Annotated in this window: 19 protein-coding genes and 1 pseudogene; 6 read left to right on the forward strand and 14 right to left on the reverse strand. The window is 69.1% G+C overall.

The window, feature by feature from the left end; genetic code table 11:
- Positions 1-849 (reverse strand): annotated as a pseudogene (locus BMX16_RS13565) (IS5 family transposase); the annotation flags it as partial.
- A 307-nt stretch (positions 850-1,156) separates the two neighbouring features.
- Between BMX16_RS13565 and BMX16_RS13570 the strand changes: the two are divergent.
- Together BMX16_RS13570 and BMX16_RS18360 are read left to right on the forward strand one after the other, a co-directional pair.
- Positions 1,157-1,930, forward strand: coding sequence for an SDR family NAD(P)-dependent oxidoreductase (locus tag BMX16_RS13570; RefSeq protein ID WP_218139894.1), 774 nt, complete (start codon positions 1,157-1,159; stop codon positions 1,928-1,930).
- A gap of 123 nt (positions 1,931-2,053) precedes the next feature.
- Positions 2,054-2,386, forward strand: coding sequence for a hypothetical protein (locus tag BMX16_RS18360; RefSeq protein WP_425434037.1), 333 nt, complete (start codon positions 2,054-2,056; stop codon positions 2,384-2,386).
- A 126-nt stretch (positions 2,387-2,512) separates the two neighbouring features.
- On the opposite strand, the gene BMX16_RS13580 is transcribed toward BMX16_RS18360, so the two are convergent.
- From BMX16_RS13580 to BMX16_RS13595, 4 genes are all read right to left on the reverse strand, one after another.
- Complete coding sequence (locus tag BMX16_RS13580) at positions 2,513-2,899, reverse strand: hypothetical protein (RefSeq protein WP_089904669.1); 387 nt, start codon at positions 2,897-2,899, stop codon at positions 2,513-2,515.
- 83 nt (positions 2,900-2,982) lie between these two features.
- Complete coding sequence (locus BMX16_RS13585; protein WP_089904672.1) at positions 2,983-3,555, reverse strand: DUF1269 domain-containing protein; 573 nt, start codon at positions 3,553-3,555, stop codon at positions 2,983-2,985.
- The gene (locus tag BMX16_RS13590; RefSeq protein ID WP_089904675.1) at positions 3,552-3,947 is read right to left on the reverse strand and encodes a hypothetical protein; all 396 of its coding nucleotides are present in this window, start codon (positions 3,945-3,947) and stop codon (positions 3,552-3,554) included. The genes BMX16_RS13585 and BMX16_RS13590 overlap by 4 nt, the downstream gene beginning before the upstream one ends.
- Positions 3,948-4,008: 61 nt before the next feature.
- Positions 4,009-4,455: a hypothetical protein gene (locus BMX16_RS13595; RefSeq protein ID WP_089904678.1), complete on the reverse strand. Its 447-nt coding sequence runs from the start codon at positions 4,453-4,455 to the stop codon at positions 4,009-4,011.
- 541 nt (positions 4,456-4,996) lie between these two features.
- Between BMX16_RS13595 and BMX16_RS13600 the strand changes: the two genes are divergently transcribed.
- Positions 4,997-5,644 (forward strand): BON domain-containing protein, encoded by a 648-nt coding sequence (locus BMX16_RS13600; protein ID WP_089904811.1) that lies wholly within the window; start codon positions 4,997-4,999, stop codon positions 5,642-5,644.
- A 369-nt stretch (positions 5,645-6,013) separates the two neighbouring features.
- Here BMX16_RS13600 and BMX16_RS13605 read toward each other — a convergent pair whose 3' ends face one another.
- Positions 6,014-6,751 carry a LuxR C-terminal-related transcriptional regulator gene (locus tag BMX16_RS13605; protein ID WP_218139896.1) on the reverse strand — a complete coding sequence of 246 codons (738 nt, stop codon included), beginning with the start codon at positions 6,749-6,751 and terminating at the stop codon, positions 6,014-6,016.
- 234 nt (positions 6,752-6,985) lie between these two features.
- Positions 6,986-7,717 (reverse strand): Crp/Fnr family transcriptional regulator, encoded by a 732-nt coding sequence (locus tag BMX16_RS13610; protein WP_089904685.1) that lies wholly within the window; start codon positions 7,715-7,717, stop codon positions 6,986-6,988.
- 187 nt (positions 7,718-7,904) lie between these two features.
- Here BMX16_RS13610 and BMX16_RS13615 point away from each other — a divergent pair, with 187 nt between their 5' ends.
- Positions 7,905-8,141, forward strand: a complete 237-nt coding sequence (locus BMX16_RS13615) for a hypothetical protein (RefSeq protein WP_089904688.1) — start codon at positions 7,905-7,907, stop codon at positions 8,139-8,141.
- 337 nt (positions 8,142-8,478) lie between these two features.
- Here the strand turns inward: BMX16_RS13615 and BMX16_RS13620 are convergent, their stop codons facing one another.
- From BMX16_RS13620 to BMX16_RS18230, 7 genes are all read right to left on the reverse strand, one after another.
- A complete protein-coding gene (locus BMX16_RS13620) occupies positions 8,479-9,099 on the reverse strand; it encodes an ABC-type transport auxiliary lipoprotein family protein (RefSeq protein WP_089904690.1) in 621 nt (206 codons plus the stop codon).
- 3 nt (positions 9,100-9,102) lie between these two features.
- The gene (locus BMX16_RS13625) at positions 9,103-10,818 is read right to left on the reverse strand and encodes an MlaD family protein (RefSeq protein ID WP_089904693.1); all 1,716 of its coding nucleotides are present in this window, start codon (positions 10,816-10,818) and stop codon (positions 9,103-9,105) included.
- Positions 10,818-11,612, reverse strand: coding sequence for an ABC transporter ATP-binding protein (locus BMX16_RS13630; protein ID WP_089904696.1), 795 nt, complete (start codon positions 11,610-11,612; stop codon positions 10,818-10,820). Before BMX16_RS13630 ends, BMX16_RS13625 begins: the two co-directional genes overlap by 1 nt.
- A complete protein-coding gene (locus tag BMX16_RS13635) occupies positions 11,612-12,739 on the reverse strand; it encodes an MlaE family ABC transporter permease (RefSeq protein WP_089904699.1) in 1,128 nt (375 codons plus the stop codon). Before BMX16_RS13635 ends, BMX16_RS13630 begins: the two co-directional genes overlap by 1 nt.
- 7 nt (positions 12,740-12,746) lie before the next feature.
- The gene (locus BMX16_RS13640; RefSeq protein WP_089904703.1) at positions 12,747-13,181 is read right to left on the reverse strand and encodes a universal stress protein; all 435 of its coding nucleotides are present in this window, start codon (positions 13,179-13,181) and stop codon (positions 12,747-12,749) included.
- 103 nt (positions 13,182-13,284) lie between these two features.
- The gene (locus BMX16_RS13645) at positions 13,285-14,766 is read right to left on the reverse strand and encodes an NAD(P)H-hydrate dehydratase (RefSeq protein ID WP_245731567.1); all 1,482 of its coding nucleotides are present in this window, start codon (positions 14,764-14,766) and stop codon (positions 13,285-13,287) included.
- On the reverse strand, positions 14,736-14,858 hold the full coding sequence (locus BMX16_RS18230; protein ID WP_281242607.1) for a hypothetical protein: 123 nt from the start codon (positions 14,856-14,858) through the stop codon (positions 14,736-14,738). The genes BMX16_RS13645 and BMX16_RS18230 overlap by 31 nt, the downstream gene beginning before the upstream one ends.
- 227 nt (positions 14,859-15,085) lie before the next feature.
- Here BMX16_RS18230 and BMX16_RS13650 point away from each other — a divergent pair, with 227 nt between their 5' ends.
- A complete protein-coding gene (locus BMX16_RS13650; RefSeq protein ID WP_089904706.1) occupies positions 15,086-17,257 on the forward strand; it encodes a heavy metal translocating P-type ATPase in 2,172 nt (723 codons plus the stop codon).
- Positions 17,254-17,415, forward strand: a complete 162-nt coding sequence (locus BMX16_RS17355; protein WP_218139898.1) for a hypothetical protein — start codon at positions 17,254-17,256, stop codon at positions 17,413-17,415. Before BMX16_RS13650 ends, BMX16_RS17355 begins: the two co-directional genes overlap by 4 nt.
- The last annotated feature ends 12 nt before the right edge of the window (positions 17,416-17,427 follow it).

The raw sequence follows: 17,427 nt of genomic DNA on the forward strand, positions 1-17,427 counted from the left end.
GCGCATCTTGGCTTCGGCGCGGCTGCGGGCGTGGCATCCGGTCCACCGCTTCCAGAATGCCCGACCATAGTGACGTGTGGCGCGCAGGGTTTCATTGCGCGCCCGGGCGGCTGGGCAGTCTTCCTTCCATGGCCGACCGTTCTTGCGGATCGGGATGATCGCAGTGCCACCGTGTGCGATGATGGCGCTATGGCAGCGGCGGGGTGAAGGGCGTCTCGGAATTGATCCAGTGGATCAATTCAGCCCTGAACGGGCATAGCCCCGGGTCGTAGGCGCCGTCTGCGGTAACGGTGCCGCTGTCTTGGCCCTCAGAGGTCCGGCAGGACGGGGCTGTCGCCTTCCCGGCTGGGGTGAACGCGACCACACGGATGTCGGAGGTGGCGCTGTCCATGGCCAGATTGACCCTGCGCCATTGGCGACGGCCTTGCACACCTTGCTTGCGGGCCTGCCATTCATCGTCGCCGAGGAACTTGATGCCGGTGCTGTCCACCAGCAGGTTCAGCGGCCCGCCAGCACGGCGATACGGGATCTGCACCCCCAGGGTCTTCTGTCTGCGGCACAGCGTGGAGTAGTCCGCAACCGGCCAATCCAGCCCGGCCGGGCGCAGCAGGCCGGCGACCATCCCGGCGGCCTGCCTGAGCGGCAGCTTGAACGGCACCTTTATCGACAAGCAGAACTGGATAGCCGAATTCGAGAAGACCGGCGGTCGCCCGTGGCGGCCCTCATGCGGTGCGTGCCAGGCCATCTCCTTGTCCAGCCAGATCAGTAGCCACCCACGCTTCCTGAGCGCATCGTTTTAGGTGGACCAGTGCGTCGTGTGCGGTAGCGGGCGGACTTGGGCTTGCTCATGCGGCCCGTCCAACCGCATGGATTCCTCATGTGAATCCTTCACGGTGAGAGTTCTGCAACGACGCCATCCGCATGTCCCATGCACCGCACGGCGGCGGCCACGGACGCCCCGATCAGGCCGCCGATCTGTCAGCCGACCAACCTGCATCAGTGCGGGACACCGCGTAAGCCTGCATACCCCACAGGATGGCGGGCCCGCCCTTTTCCGCACCCCCGCCAACCGCCGCGACCGCCGTGCATCGGGGGCGACGGGCGGATACCGCTTGCCCCCGACATCGCGGTCGCGGGCCGATCAACAGGAGTTTCCATGACCCATGCCATGACGGACAAGATCGTGCTGATCACCGGCGCTGCGGGCGCCCTCGGTCTGGCCGCAGCCATGCTGCTGGCGGCCCGCGGTGCCATCATCGTGGCCACCGATGTGGCCGGCGCGGACTTTGCCCCGCTGCACGCGGCGATCCCCGATGCGGCCCGGCTGCTGGTGATCCCGGCGGACGTGACCGACGAGGCGGCCTTCGGTCTGGTGGTCGCCAAGGCCGTCGCGGCCTTCGGCACCATCGACGTGTTCTTCAACAACGCCGGCATCGAAGGGCCGGTGGCGCCGATCCCCGACTTTCCGACCGACGGCTTTCGCCGCGTGATGGACGTGAACGTGACGGGCATCTTCCTCGGCCTGAAACTGGTGATCCCGGTCATGGCCAAGGCCGGAAGCGGTAGCATCATCAATTCCTCGAGCGTGGCCGGGCTGACCGGGTCGGCGGGCCTGTGCGCCTACGTGGCCAGCAAACATGCCGTGCTGGGTCTGACGCGGGCCGCGGCGGTCGAATGGGGCGGCAAGGGCATCCGCGTCAACTGCATCAACCCCGGCCCCATCGACAGCCGCATGATGGCGTCGATAGAGGAGGGCGCGAGCCCCGGGGCCGCGGCGGCGGTGCACGACGGCTTTGCCGCGACGATCCCGATGAAACGCTATGGCACACCTGCCGAGGTGGCAGGGCTCGTGGCCTTCCTCGCCTCCGACGACGCGGGCTATGTCAACGGCGCTGCCTACACCGTCGATGGCGGCATGACCGCCGCATGACGGGGCCGGCGAGGGGGGCCGTGCATCGGGACGACCGCCCTGCCAGCCATGTCGTGCGACAGGCCTGACACGGCCCTATCAAACCCTGAACCGAGAGGTGCGCGCAGGTCCCATGACCGCGATGTGGCCGGGCACGCCGCCCTTGCCATCTGCGAATCGCTGCTGCTCGCGGCGAAAGACCGCAACATCCTGCCGGAGCGTGAGGTCGCGGGAATCCTGCAGGATGCGGCAGCGGCCCATGCAAAGGGCACCGGCGATGTGGACGCCGCCGATCTGCACCGCGCCGTTGCGGCCCTGATCGACCGGATCAGGGCGGCAGGCAGCCTGGTCCGCCGCCGGTCGGGCGGTGCAGCTGTCCCGCACCCCGCCGCAGTCATGGCCGCGCACGCCGCCGCCGATCGGGCCGCATGTCGGCCCGGCCCCGTGGACAGCGCGCACGGACCGCGTCCGCGGTGACGTGGGGGGCGGTGCCGCCGATCTTCAGCGTCACCGCCCTCGGGCCGCCGCAGGCGCATGACTTGAGTGTGTCAAAAGCGAATCATCCGTCGCCGCCGTCGTCATGGGCGGCACCGGCAGGTCGTTTCAGGACGCGAAGTTAAAGCTCGGCAGCGCCTGCAGCGACGCCTTGGCGGCCCCGTGCAGGGTCAGCCTCGCGCCGACCAGTTCCAGCGCGGATGCGGCGACGATGACGTGATGCGCATCCACGCCCAGGTACCCGCCGACCGATACCACCGCATAGGGAATGGTTGCGGCGCTGGTGATGGTCAGGGCCTCGATCTTGCCGATCCTGTCGTCGGTATAGGCATCGGCTCCGATCACGTCGGTCGCCCGCCACCATGTGGCGAGCACCACGGGATCGACCGCGGTTGGGACGGCGGTCTGCGCGGCAGGCTCGGCCATCGTGGGCGCCGCAAGGCTGAGGGACGCGAGGACCGCGGTGATCCAGGTCAGGTTGGACAGGGATCGCATGTCGCTGTTCCTCGCAAGCGCCTGACTGGCCACTGGCGCACATGCAAACGGGGCGTGGGATGGATCATGGACGATACGGTGCATCACACGTGGTGCGACGGGTCGTAATAGGGTTGCAGGTAGCCGCCGTTGCGATCGGCGCCGAACGCCGCCTGCAGGGCCGGGTCGGTCTTGCGGCGGTGGACGGTCCCGCCCAGCGGCCGCATCGCGTCGTCCACCACCGCGATCTCGTCCTCTGACACCTCGGCCACAACGGCGGACTCGCCGTCCTGCAGCATGAAGAAGGACCCATATGTGGCATCGTCGCGGTGCTGCTCGGTGATGGCATCCGCCGCGGCACCGACGGCACCACCCGCCAGCGCGCCAACACCGGCGGCTGCGCCGACCGACAGGGCCGCAGCCCCGGCGACACCTGCCGCCACGCCGACCGGCCCGGCCAGCAGACCCAGCAGCGCCCCTATTCCGATCCCGATGGCGGTGCGCATCCCGGCGTCGCCGTTGCGCTGGTTCACGCGGATGTGCCCCATGTCGTCGCGGTGCACGATGGCAGCACCATGCATGGTGATCTCGCCTTCACCATCCATATGCCACAGCGTCTGCATACCCCGATAGGCCTTGTCGTCGGACGGAAAGACCACGGCGATGAAGGTATTCATGCCGTCACCGCCTTGGGTGCGATCGCCAGCGCCAGTCTGGTGCGGCCGGCGGCGACGGCGGCGCTCAGGCTCTGCGTTGCTTTATGGGTGCTGTCCAGCATCGCCGCATTGGCGCGTCGCACACCGTCCTTGGCCGCGCCGGCCTTGTCCTCGACGACATGGCCCGCCGCCTCCAGCTTGGCGATGGCGGCACCGATGCCCGCCTTCACGTCGCCCGCCTGATCGGCGGCCAGCGCCTGCATCTTGCTCACGAGGGTCGCGATCTCTGCCTGGATGGCTGTCACGTCGGCCCAGGTGGCGTGTTCCGCCTTTGCGATGTTGGCGCTGATCTTCTTGTGCAGATCCTGCGCATCGCATCGTGCAACGTCGAGCATCGTCATCGGTTTGGTCATGATCCTACCTTTCGGGGTTGCGGGAGGGGGGGCGAGGAGGAGGGGGGGCGAGGTGGCACTGCTATTGCGCCATGTCGCCCACGCCGTTCCGCACCGGATGCAGCGCAGCACGGGCCAGCGCCAGCAACTCGGGCACGGTGGCATGCGACAGGTTCGCGGTCAGGTCGTGCGACAGGCGGGTCAGAACCGCCGGATAATGGCTGGCCAGATGCGTCAGCAGGTGACCCGCCGCATGGCTCTGCCCCTTGCCATGACCGATCAGGACGATCCGTCCGGTGCCGGCGACCGCATCCGCCACCGCGTCGAAGAAGCGGATGTCGGCGGGGTCCGTCTGGTCGCGGTCGGTGTCGTGCCGGATGCGGTCGGTCGGATGCCGCAGGTGGTGCAGCGGTTGCGGATGGGCCGTCACCGCACGGGCCACGGGATAGATCCGCGCGCCGGTCTGGTCGATCACGACGACCAGATCGTCGGGAACGGGCGGTGGCGGCAGGGGTGTGGTCCGGGACATGATCGCAACCTTTCGGGCGGGGGCCCATTGCATCGGGCCTTGCACCACAGGGGTAAGGCCACGGATGCGATCGCGGCAGCCTCGGAAACTACCTATCCCCGGGGTGCATCCGCGGCGTCGGTCGTATCCGAGGGTGATCGCCCGTGTCCCGATGCTGCTGGTGCGCGCGGACCTGTGATCCCACCGGCAGGGGGGTCTTTCCAAGCGGCGGATAGAGCCTGCGGTCATCCCGGACCGTCACGATGGCGCATAGAGCCTCGCGTCGAAGCGCCCTGCGGCGTGGTCGCGGTTTCCGTAATTGAGCGCCACGCCAAGAAAACCCGCGCAGGCGCTGCCTTGCCGCAACTCGTCGTCGCCGCCGTGCCGCTGGCGGTTCTGCTCGTCGCGGTGTCCTGCGCATCATCCTCGTCCTTTCGGTATCGGCCGTGCCGTCGGCACCGTCGTCCACCTCGCTTAGGTAGTTTCCGATCCTGTCGCGGCACGTGCTTCAGGGTCAGACACAGGACAGACGCAAATTCTGCGCCGCATGAAGGAGAAAGCGATGTCCGACGACAAGCACCTGAAGCAGGCCGTCCTCGACGAATTGAAGTGGGAGCCGAGCGTGAACGCCGCCCACATCGGCGTGACCGCCCAAGACGGGGTCGTCACCCTGATGGGCTCGGTCGAAACCTATGCCGAGAAACACGCGGCCGAAACCGCGACCCTGCGCGTCAAGGACGTGAAGGCCGTCGCCGAGGAGATCGAGGTCAAGCTGCCCTTCGACGTCAAGCATGGCGATTCGGAGATCGCCGCAGCCGCCGTGGAACGCCTGTCGTGGAGCGTGTCAGTCCCCAAGGACGCGGTCAAGGTGACCGTGTCGAAAGGCTGGGTCACGCTGACCGGCATCGTGCACTGGCACTATCAGCAGGCCGCCGCCGCCGATGCGGTGCGCACGTTGTGGGGTGTCACCGGCGTGTCGAACCAGGTCACGATCAAACCGCAGGCCAATGCGGGCAACATCAAGGTCGACATCATGTCCGCCCTGCACCGGTCGTGGTTCAGCCCCGACAACATCAGCGTGACCGCGCACGACGGTCGGGTCACCCTGACCGGCAAGGTCGAATACTGGGACGAACGCGCACTGGCGGCCACGACGGCCTGGGCCGCACCGGGCGTCACATCCGTCGTGAACGACATCTGGGTCGCCTGACCTGTCACCCGCGCGCTGCAGTCCCGTCATGCCGACTGCGGCGCGCGGACCAGCCAGAGGTCGACGCAGGCCTGACCGCAGGGCCGGACCGGATGACGGCATCCGGAGGTGCATGACCTGACGGGGCAGGGATATGCCCATCACGTCCGTCCGCAGCGATGGTGCTGACGGACTGGCCGCCTTTCTGGTGTCGTGGCATGGCCATGCGCCCTTGTGCTGCGGTGCAGACCTCGGACGCGGCCCGTGGTCGGTCCGTCGGTTCCTCGGATGACCGTCGCGCGCATCTGGACGACCGGTGCGGGTCAACATGGGCGCGGCACGCAGGGATCCCGGTTCGATCCATATCTCGGCGATTCCGCATGGAACCGCTCAGCGATGGCTGATCGCCAGAACCGTGCTGTCGGCATCCGCGGCGATGCCGACCGCCAGCCGGGCGAGGGCGGGCAGCGACATGGCCCCGGTCCGCCGCATGATCGCCGCACGGTGGCTTTCGACCGTCCGCTGACTGATGTGCAGATCGGCGGCGATGTTCTTGCTGGGGTGGCCTGCCAGCACGAGGTCCATGATCTGGTGCTGGCGTGGCGTCAGCGCCTCCGCGACCGCCAGCGATGGGGCGGCCTCGTGGGCGATCAGGATGACGATGGCCCCGCCGGGGCCGTCGCCGTTCGTGTCATGCGGCAGGATATGGCACGCCCAGACCCGCCCGTCCGGCCTGTGGACGGTCAGCGTCATGGCGTCACCGGTCCGGCAGACCCGCGCGACGGCGTCGGTGTCGCAAAGGTCGCAACCGGGCGGCAGGTGCCGATCATCGCCGCAAAGGCCAAGCAGTTCGGCGGCAGCGGGGGTCATGAAATGCAGTCTCATGTCCGGGCAGACATGCAGGATCGGCAGGTTCAGGCCGCACAGCAAGCCGTGCAGCAGATCGGCCTGGCTGGTCTGGCGGTCCAAGGGTGCCGGGTCTTTTGCTGCGATGTCATGCGCGGCGAGCGCAGGGTCGACGCGCCGAGGCGCATCAGGCTGCGGCAGGCGGCGGTTGACGCGGGTGGCTGGAAAGCAATCCGCGCAGTCGGACAGCGGCGCACCGCAGGGATTGGCGGTCTCAGACATGCTCAGGCCCTCCGCGCTGGAACCGGCCCATGGCAGGGGGCCTGCCGTAGGGGTAGACCGCCGCGCCGTCCCGGTCTTTAACATGGGTCAGCATGTCGCGCAGGTGTCGTCATCCGCAAGGTCCGGAACGGGCCGGGCCCCATGCATCGATGGGAACCCCTGCAAGGTCCATCTGCGGCGTCCCCGATCCCCGACGGTGCATACGACACGCGCGGCGCATGCGGCGACCGCAGATCAGATCAGCATCGGACCCTCTTCGTCGAGGTAGGTCCGGTCGAAGTTCGACATGGCGATCAACCCGTCGAGGTCGTGTATTTCGACATGGCCGTGCCGGAACGTGAGCAAGCCGTCCTCGCGCAACTCGCGCAGGACGCGGTTGACGTGGACGGTACTCAACCCCAGCGCATCAGCCACTAGATTTTGCGACAGCGGGCAGTCGTAGCCTGCAGACGTCGCCATCCCGACCAGCTTCAGCCGTGATTTCAGCTCCAGCAGGAAATGGACGATCCGCACCTTGGCGTCCCTGCGCCCGACGCCCACCAGGTGCTCGACCACCATCGCCTCGTCGCGCGACGCCGCCCACAGGACCGCCGTCGCAACGCGGGGCATATCCGTGAACGTGTCCAGAAGATCGCTGGCCAGCACTTCCGACGCTTCCAGCGTGGTCACAGGCTCAATGTTGTGGTCGGCGGTGCGGCAGAGGACGGACCGCAGTCCGAGGAAGTCGCCGGGGATCTGGAAATCCACGATCTGCCGCGAGCCGTCCGACAGGATCTTGTAGGACGACGCCCAGCCGCTTGCGACGATATAGGCGGAATGGTTCGTCTGGCCTTCGTGGATCATGTCCCGCCCGGACGGGAACACCTTGCGTCGGGTATGAAGCCCGTCGAGGGCTATGAGTTCGCGGTCGGACAAGGCGACGAAAGCACCGAGTTTACGGGCGAACGGGCTGTGCGACGCAGTCATTCGGATCTCCTTGACGATGGGGCAAAGCCGCGCGGCATGGCCTTTGACGTCGCGGATAGGTGCAACTGGCTGCGACGCCACTGATCTGCCTCAGTGCATGATAGTGCATCGCGGTCAGAATGGCGCAGTCGATCGCGCATGACAGGAATCTGCCTGCTTCCGTGTCGCTTGACTGAAAGTTGTTACAATGACCACTCCGCCCGATGTTGCCGGTACCGCAGCGCTTGCGATCTGTGAATCGCTGATGCTGGCCTTGAACGACCACAAGATCCTGCCAGAGCGCGAGATCGTCGGAATCCTGCGGGACGCGGCGTCCGCACACGAGAACGACGATGGCAAGGACGGTCATGCGGAGCTTCACCGGGCCGTCGCCCAGCTGATCAACATCATCATCGCCGGAGGAAACTCCGTTCGCAGACCATGAGGATCTTGCGCGTCGCGTTGGTCGCGGGCGCGCCGCATCCGGGAGCGGGGGGGGCGATCAGGCGGGCGGCGCGGGTGACGTGCGCGTTGCGTCGTAGGACCGCAGCGTGCCGACAGCGCTGCGACCCGCATGACGCGGGCGCATCCGCTGCACCCCGGATACCACTGTGTTCCGCATGGCGACGAGCAGCCTTGGTGGCTGCCGCAGGCTGTGCAAGCGGGGTCGCTTGTCGCAAGGGACGTCAGCCGGATTGCCGTTCTGAATCGACAGACGTCTGAACCGCACGACGTGCGCAGACCCGGCCACCATGATCGACCGACGCCATCCTGCGCCGCGATCAGCCGGCTGTGCCCACCGCCCAGTCCGCCATGGCGGGTGTCAGCACGTCCATGGTGCGCTGGAACGCGGCGACGACCGCTGCGGGGCTGGCGTCGGTGGCGCGGGCCATCTGCGCAAAGGTGCGTCCGCCGATGACGGCCTGCGTGCGGTCGTCAATGGCGGTCAGCGTGATGTCCACCTGTGCCGTGAACGTGTCGGGGGCGGTCACCGCGACCTCGAACCGGTCGATCCGCACCAGCAGCACCCGGTCCGGCACTGGCCCGCCGTCTGTGCGTCCGACAAAGCCCACGCGCCCGGTGCCTGCGATGCTGCGGATCAGTATCGACTGGATGACGATGGGCAGGGTGTCGCTCCACCGCGCGTCTGGCAGATAGGTGATGGACGCAGGCTGCGGCCGGATCATCAGCCGGTCCGTGGACAGCGGTGCCGCCGCCTCTGGCAGGGTGACCAGCAGCGTGGCAGCACTGCGCGGGCCAGTCGTGGCACCGGGCGTGGGCTGCAGGTCGTAGGTGTCCAGCGGCACAGCCGCCGCGTCCAGTGCGGACAGCGCACTGCATCCGCCCAGCAGCGCGACGCCGCCCAGCAGGGCCATGCGGCGGGTCAGGATGGTGTGGGTCATCGGTCAGTTCCTGTATTCGGGCACGCGGTCATCCAGGATGAAGCGGGCGGGGTCACGCGCGATCCGGCGCACGAGGCTGTCGAGGGTCGCGACAAGCCCGCGCGCATCGCCCGCCAGCCGCGTCAGTTCCGGCAGGCCGCTGCCCGCGAAATCGCCAAGCGCCGGTGCGGTGGCGGCGACCGCCCCCTGCACCTGCGCCACGGTTGCATCGGCCCGCGCGATCAGGGCGCGCAAGTCGGCGGTGATGGCGGGCGCGTCGGTGGTGACCTGTTCGACCGACGTGGCGATCCGGTCGGCGGCGCTGCGGATATCCGCGATCACCGGGTCCAGATCGGTCTGCATCACGCCACTGGCCGCATCGAACGCGGTCGTGGCCGACGCCAGTGCGCCGTCCGCCCCGGTCAATGTCGTGTCCAGCGCGTCGAGGCTTGCCTGCGCGCGCAGCACCAGATCGCGGGCGGCGGCCAGCGTCGCCTGTGCGTCGTCGGTGATCGGCCCGACGCGGCCCGTCGCCTGCGTGACGTCGCTGGCGGCCTGCGCGATGGCCGCCGTCGCCGTGGCGGTGGCGGTGCGCAGATCGGCCACGACGCTGGGCACGTCGTCGCGGGTCACGGCCTCGATCATGGCGATGGTCCGGCGGGTGGCGGCCAGCACGTCGCGCGCGTCCGCCACCATCAGGGTGCCGTCGCCCGCCACCAGCGCATCGAACGTCTCTGACGCAGCCGTCACTGCGGCGAATGCGGTGTCGGCCTCCTGCAGGGACGTCTCCAGCTCTCGCAGGCGGGCGTTCAGCAGGTCCGGCGTGGCGGCCAGATCGTCCAGCGCTGCCCCTGACCGCACGTGCAGGTCGGCGATGGCGGCACGCGCCTCGGCCGCGGTGCCTGCGATGTCGGCCACGATTTCCGGCACGTCGTCGCGCAGCAGCGCCGCCACGTCCGCCGTCGCGGTGGCCGCATCCGCGATCATCGGCGTCGCATCGGCCAGCGCGCGATCCGCCCCCGCAAACGTGCGCGTGGCCGCCGCCAGCGTGGCATCCACGTTCGTCGCGGTCGTCGTGATCGCCTCTGCCAGCCCGTCCAGCCGGTTCGTGAAGCCCGCGATCTGCGCGGTCGCATCGCCCACGGTGCCGGTGATGGTGGAAAAGTCGGCCAGCGCCTGATCCAGCTGGGCAGAGGAGCGGTCGAGGTTCTGCAGGATACCCGTCACATGTGCCTGATTGACGGGGCCGGTCATGGCGCGGAACTGTTCCAGCAGGCGCGTCGCCTCGGTCACGAGGTCGGGTGCATCCTCGACCAGCGACTGCAGGGTGGACCTGCGCGACGCGATGATCGGCAACCCGCCGTCCGCATCCGTCAGCGCCGCCGCATCCGGCGTCCCCCCCGAAAGCGAGATGTAGCTGACCCCCGTCACGCCCTGCGACTGCAGCTGCGCCAGCGTGTTCGTGCGGATCGGCGTGGCTGCGTCGATCTCGACCGTGGTCAGGACGCGTGACGGGTCGGTGGGGTCGATCCGCAGGGCGATGACGCGACCGACGGCGATGCCGTTGAACCGCACGTCGCCCGACGCATCCAGCCCCGACACATCGTCGAAGTAGATGCCGTAGGTGGCATACTGCCGGTCCACCTGCACACCCGCCAGCCAGACGAAGAATCCCAGCGATCCCAGCAGCACCGCAAGGGTGAAGATGCCGATCAGCAGATAGGGTGCGCGGGTTTCCATCAGTGCGCCATGTCCGGGGATGCTGTCCGTGTGCCACGGTCCGCGGCGCGGGCGCGGGGGCCGTGGAAATAGGCCTGCACCCACGGATGCTCGATCCGCAGCATCTCCTCCATCGTGCCCACCGCCAGCACCTTGTGGTCCGCCAGCACGGCGATGCGGTCGCAGATGGCGTTCAGGCTGTCCAGATCGTGGGTCACGAGGAACACCGTCAGCCCGAAGGCCGCCTGCAACTGACCGATCAGCGCATCAAAGGCGGCGGCCCCCACCGGGTCCAGCCCGGCGGTCGGCTCATCCAGGAACACGATTTCCGGGTCCAGTGCGATGGCGCGGGCGAACCCCGCCCGCTTGCGCATGCCGCCCGACAGTTCCGCCGGATACTGGGTCATCGCGGCCTCCGGCAGGCCGACCATCCGGACCTTGATCGCGGCCAGCGTCTCTCTCAGGTCTGCAGGCAGGTCGAGCTGTTCGCGCATCGGCGCCTCGACGTTCTGGCGCACGGTGAGCGAGGAGAACAGCGCCCCGTCCTGAAACATGACGCCCCAGCGGCGGCGCAGCGCGCGGGTGGTCGCCGCGTCGGTGTCACGGACGCTTTCGCCGAACACCTCGATGGTGCCTGCCTCCGGCATCAGAAGGCCCACGATGGTGTGCAGCAGCACCGACTTGCCCGTGCCGGACCCGCCGACGATGCCGATGATCTCGCCCCGCCGCACGTCCAGATCCAGCCCGTCGTGCACCGTCTGGGTGCCGAACCGGGTGACGAGGCCGCGCACGCGGATGATCGGAGCCTCGGTCATCACACCCCCACCGTCGCGAAGAAGATCGAAAACAGCGCGTCCATCACGATCACGAGGAAGATCGACAGCACCACGGACCCGGAGGTGTGCTGTCCCAGCGATTCCGCGTCACCGCCCACCGTCAGCCCCATGTGGCAGCCGATGATCCCGATGATCAGGGCAAACACCGGTGCCTTGATCATGCCGACGGCGAAATGCCAGACGTCGGTATTGGACAGCAGGCGCGACTGGAACACCGCAGGCGACACGCCAAGGTCGATCCACGCCATCAGCGCGCCGCCCAGCAGCCCCGACAGGTCGGCAATGAACCCGAGCGCCGGCAGCATCAGCATCAGCGCCAGCACGCGCGGCACGACAAGGACCGCCACCGGATCAAGGCCGAGGGTCCGCATCGCGTCGATCTCTTCGCGCATCTTCATCGCGCCGATGGCGGCGGTAAAGGCGGACCCGGACCGCCCCGCCACGATGATCGCGGTCAGCAAAATGCCCAGCTCGCGCAGGACCGAAATCGCGATAAGGTCGACGACGAACACCTCCGCCCCGAACTGGCGCAACTGCGCCGATCCTTGGAATGCGAGGACGACGCCGATGAGGAACGCCATCAGGGCGACGATAGGCACCGCCCGCATGCCGACCTGATCGCAATGGTGCACCAGCGCCGTCAGACGCAGGCGGCGCGGATGCAGGCACAGACCCGCGCACGTCGCGACCACCTGACCCAGAAACGACACGATGGCGCCAGCGGTCCGCACCCCGGCAACCACCCGCTTGCCGATGCCGGCCAGCCATGCCGCGATGTCGTGCGGCACCGGCGGCACCGGGTCCGTCGCGGTCATGGTCCGGCGGACGGTGGCGATCAGCTGCGTCTGCTCGACCGTGGCACTGGCGATGGTCGCCCCCGCATGGCGGTCCTGCAGGGTCACGATCCACCAGGCCCCCGCCGTATCCATCGCGGTCAACGCGGCCACGTCGATGACGGCCGCCGCCGGTGCAGGGGCCGTGGCGTCGCTGCGGACAAGCCGCGCGACAGCCTCGATCGTCAACGCACCGGTCAGGCACAGCCGGTCGCCGGTGGCGGTCAGGTGCGCCGCCGCCGGTGCCGCCGACAATAGGGCAGGTCCGGTCATGCGCGCGTCATTGCACCGTCAGGACGGGGCAGGTCGCGTGCACGTTCAGCGACTGCGACACGCTGCCCAGCAGCAAACCCCGGATCGCCCCGAACCCGCGCCGCCCGGCCACGATCAGGTCGGCCTGCATGGTCGCCGCATGTTCGAGGATCGCATCGGCGGCAAGGCCGCGCAGGATGTGGGTCGTGACCGCTGTCGCACCGGCGTCGGTCGCGATTCTGGACGCGTCCGCCAGCACCGCCTCGGCGCGGGCGGTCACTTCGGCTGGGTCCATCGGCATGTAGATCACATCGGCCCCCCCGGCGACCGCGTCACCGTGAACCTGTGCCACATGCACGATCTGCAGGTCGCCTTGGCACAGATGCGCCAGACCTGCTGCGATCCGCAGCGCGGCAGCCGCATGGTCCGATCCGTCGGTGCAGACGAGGATGCGTGAAAACATGATGATCTCCGATGTCGTTCACCCATCCATGGACCGATGTGGCGTCGCATACGTTGATCTGGATCAGTTCAGGACTGATTCCCTGTCGATTCCCGCAGGGTGCTCACGCGCTCAGACCGCGCAGGACGGCGGGCAGCAGGCCCGGCAGATCATCGGCGATCAGGCCGGGGCCGAATCGGCTGGCGGCGTCGCCGTGCATCCAGACCGCGGCTGCGGCTGCGTCAAAGGCGTCCATCCCCTGCGCGAGCAGCCCCAGCACGAGGCCTGCCAGCACGTCGCCCGATCCGGCGGTGGCCAACGTGGGCGGTGCGTTGGTGTTGACGATGGCCCGCCCGTCGGGTGCCGCGATCACCGTATCCGCGCCCTTCAGCACGATCACAGCGCCGCTGCGGGCGGCGGCGGCGCGGGCGCGGTGCAGCTTGTCTCCCGTCGTATCCCACAGGCGCGCGAACTCTCCGTCGTGGGGGGTCATCACGCAGGGGCCGGTGATGGCGCGGTCCAGTGCTGCGGGGTCGCCTGCGAAGGACGTCAGTGCATCGGCGTCCAGCACGACGGCCCGGCCCGTGGCCAGCATCGCCAGCGCCGTGCTGCGCGTCGCGTCGCCGACACCCGCCCCCGGCCCGATCAGATGCGCCGTGATCCGCCCGTCCGACAGCAGCGCCGCCAGATCCTCGGCACCGGTGACGGGGCGCACCATGATGCTGGTCAGCGCCGTGGCATAGATCGGCAGCGCCTGCGGTGGCACGGCCACGCTGGTCAGGCCAGCCCCCGCCCGTGCGGCGGCCCGTGTCGCCAGACGCGCGGCCCCGGTCATCGGATAGCCGCCCCAGACCAGCGCGTGACCGCGCGTGTACTTGTGGCCCGTGGGATGCAGAAGCGGCAGCGCGTCCCGCCACAGGTCTGGGCCATTCTCCCACGTCTGCGGCGCGATCCGGTCCAGCACCGACGGCGCAATGCCGATGTCGGCCACCACCGTCTCGCCGCACAGCGTCCGCCCAGGCAGCAGCACGTGACCCGGCTTCTTGCGAAAGAACGTGATGGTCAGGGAGGCCGCAACTGCCCCGAGGTCGGCCCCCGTGTCGCCCATCACGCCGCTTGGCACGTCGATGGCGACGATGGGTGCCTGTGCGGCGGCAGCGGCCAGCAACGCCGCCACCCGTCGGTCCGGCGCCCGGTTCAGACCGGCCCCGAACAGCGCGTCGACGATCAGCGTTGCACCCTCCAGCACGGCAGGGCTCAGGGGTGCGACCGGCCCGGTCCATAGCGCCGCATTATGTGCCGCAGCCCCTGTCAGCCGGTCGGGCGCGCCCAGCAGCGAGAGCTGCACGTCCCAGCCTGCCTCGGCCAGCCTGCGCGCCACGACGAAACCGTCGCCGCCGTTGTCGCCCGGACCGCACAGCACCGCGACGCGGCCCGGGGACCAGCGGTCCGCGATGATCCGTGCAACCGCCGATCCTGCCGCGCCCATCAGCACCGGCACGGGGGTGCCGCCAGCCACCGTCAACCGGTCGGCGACAGCCATCTGCGCCACGCTCAGCAAGGCGCGGTCGCCCGTCAGAACGGCACCGCGACCGTCCGGGCCCACTTCGCCACCACATCGTCGATAGCGTTCAGGTGTTCCACATCGAGATCCGCCTTTACCGTGCCCGCCGCAGCAAAGGTCACAGCCGCCGCCATGTCAACGCGTCGCTGCCGCCACACACCGGGACCCGGCGCGTCCGGTCCCGATCCATGTTGGCATCCGCACCGCCCGGCGGTGATCCGGCACCCCTTACCGCATGCACCATGCGCGATCGGGCACAGTTATGGTCACCACGACCTTTCCGTAATCCCCAGCCACACCGACCCGCCAAGGCACCACGAACGATTTCGCCCGCGCCGAAGGGCGCACGCACGTCAGGGCGATGCCCGACGGGCACGGCCTGTGCATCCTGTCGCTGCCCGGCCTGCGCTGCGGCGGCTGCGTCGCCGCCGTCGAGCGCGCGTTGACCGAACCGCCAGACGTGGTCGGGGTCAGGGTCAACCCGACCCTGAAGCCGATGGTCGTGACGCTGCGCGACCCTGACCCAGACCCGGCCCCCGTCATCGCGCAACTGGTCGCGCCGTGCTACAGGGCCGTTCCCGCCGCTGTGGACGATGCGACGGACGACGGCGATGCGGCGGGCCGCCGTCTGGTGCGCGTGATGGCTGTGGCGGGTTTCGGCACCGCCAACATCATGTTGCTGTCGGTGGGCGTCTGGCCGGGGGCCAGCGACCAGACCCGCGACACGTTCCGCATGATCTCGGCGCTGATCGCCGTGCCCGTCGTGGCCTATGCCGGTCAGCCGTTCTTCCGGTCGGCCTTGCAGGCAATGCGCACGGGGCGGCTGAACATGGATGTGCCGCTTGCGGTCGGCGTCCTGCTGGCGCTGCTGCTGAAGCTGCTCGAGACGGCGCATGGCGAAGAGGAGGCGGTCTTCGACGCTGCCGTCACGTTGCTGTTCCTCCTGCTGTGCGGCCGCTTCCCGGATCATCTGATGCGCGAACGGGCGCGCGGCGCGGTATCCGGGCTGGCACGCCTGTCGCCGCGCGGCGCGATGTGGCGGCAGGCGGATGGCGCGCTGACCGACGTCCGGCTGCAGGCCATCGTGCCGGACGCGGTCATCTGGATCGGGCCGGATCAGCGCAATCCGGTCGATGTGCGCATCATCGCAGGGTCCACCGATCTGGACCGGTCGCTTGTGACTGGTGAGGCGATGTGCGTCACCGCAGGCCCCGGCGACACGCTGAAGGCGGGGACACCGAACCTGACCGGCACGATCGAGGCCCGTGTGCTGCGATCCGCCGCCGACTCCTTCCTAACGCGGATGATGCGGATGCAGAACGAGGCCGACATTAAGGGCGGGCGCGGCACCGACCTGCGGATCGCCGACCGGGCGACACCGCTCGATCCGCCGCACGTGCACATCCCGGCACTTGCGACCTTCGCGGTCTGGGTCGCGGTGACGGACGACTGGCACGCATCCGCCTTCGGGGGCATCAGCGCCCTCATCATCACCTGCCCCTGTGCGCCGGGACTGGCCGTGCCGGTGGCCCACGTGGTCGCTGCGGGCCGCCTGATGCGGATGGGCATCCCGATGAAGGACGGATCGGCGCTGGAGCGGCTGGCCGAGATCGACTGCGCGGTCTTCGACAAGACCGGTACGCTCACGATAGGCGCCGCGGCCGTCGCCTGCCGGTCCGACGATCCCGCGCTGCGCCCGCTGGCCAAGGCGCTGGCCCTGCGGCCCAGGCACCCCACGGCCCGCGCGATTGCCGCAGGCATCCCCGACTGGTTTTGCCCGCTGGACGACGCGACCGAGGTGCCGGGCCTCGGCATCGCAGGGCATGTCGGCGGATGTGTCCTGCGGCCGGGGCGCGCGGACGGGGTGGCCCTGATCGCGCCGCAGGCCGCAGGTCGTGCCAGCCCTGTCTTTGCCTGTGCGGACGGGCCCACCCTGTCGTTCGGGATCGTCGAGGGCTTGCGCCCCGGTGCGCAGGACGCCGTCGCCACCCTTGTCGCGGCTGGCATCGCGGTGTCGATCTTGTCCGGTGACATCGCGGCACGGACCGCCGCCGTCGCGGCACAGTTGCACCTGACCGATGTGCAGTCGGGCACGACACCCGCAGACAAGATCGCGGCGCTGGATGCCCTGCGGGCGGCGGGCCACCACGCCCTAATGGTGGGCTGCGGACTGAACGACGCAGCCGCCCTGGCGGCGGCGCATGGGTCGATGGCACCGGGCAGCGCGTCCGATGCGGGCCGGACGGCTGCGGATTTCATCATCCTGCGCGACGGTCTGGACGCGGTGCCTGCGGCATGGCGGATGGCCTGCGATACGGCGCGGATCGTGCGGCAGAACTTCGCGCTCGCCATCGCCTGCAACTGCATGGCGATCCCGCTGGCGATGGCGGGTCTGGTCACGCCCCTGATCGCGGCGGCGACGATGTCGACGTTGTCGGTCATCGTGATCGCCGACGCCCTGCGCCCGCACCGCGCGCCTCCAACCGACACCACCGCCGCCAAGCACCCCGCACCTGCGCAGGTCCCCGCATGACGATCCTGCTGTTCCTGATCCGCGTGACGCTGGGCATGGGGATGGGGTCTTCTTCTGATCGCTGCGCAGCAACCGGTACGACGACCTGTCCGACGACGCGGAACGCATCCTCCACGACGACGACCGCCCCCTGCCGGGTGCACCGCGCCTGGCTTTGACCCCGACCAGGG

The sequence above is a fragment of the Loktanella fryxellensis genome (assembly GCF_900110065.1).
GTDB classification, from domain to species: domain Bacteria; phylum Pseudomonadota; class Alphaproteobacteria; order Rhodobacterales; family Rhodobacteraceae; genus Loktanella; species Loktanella fryxellensis.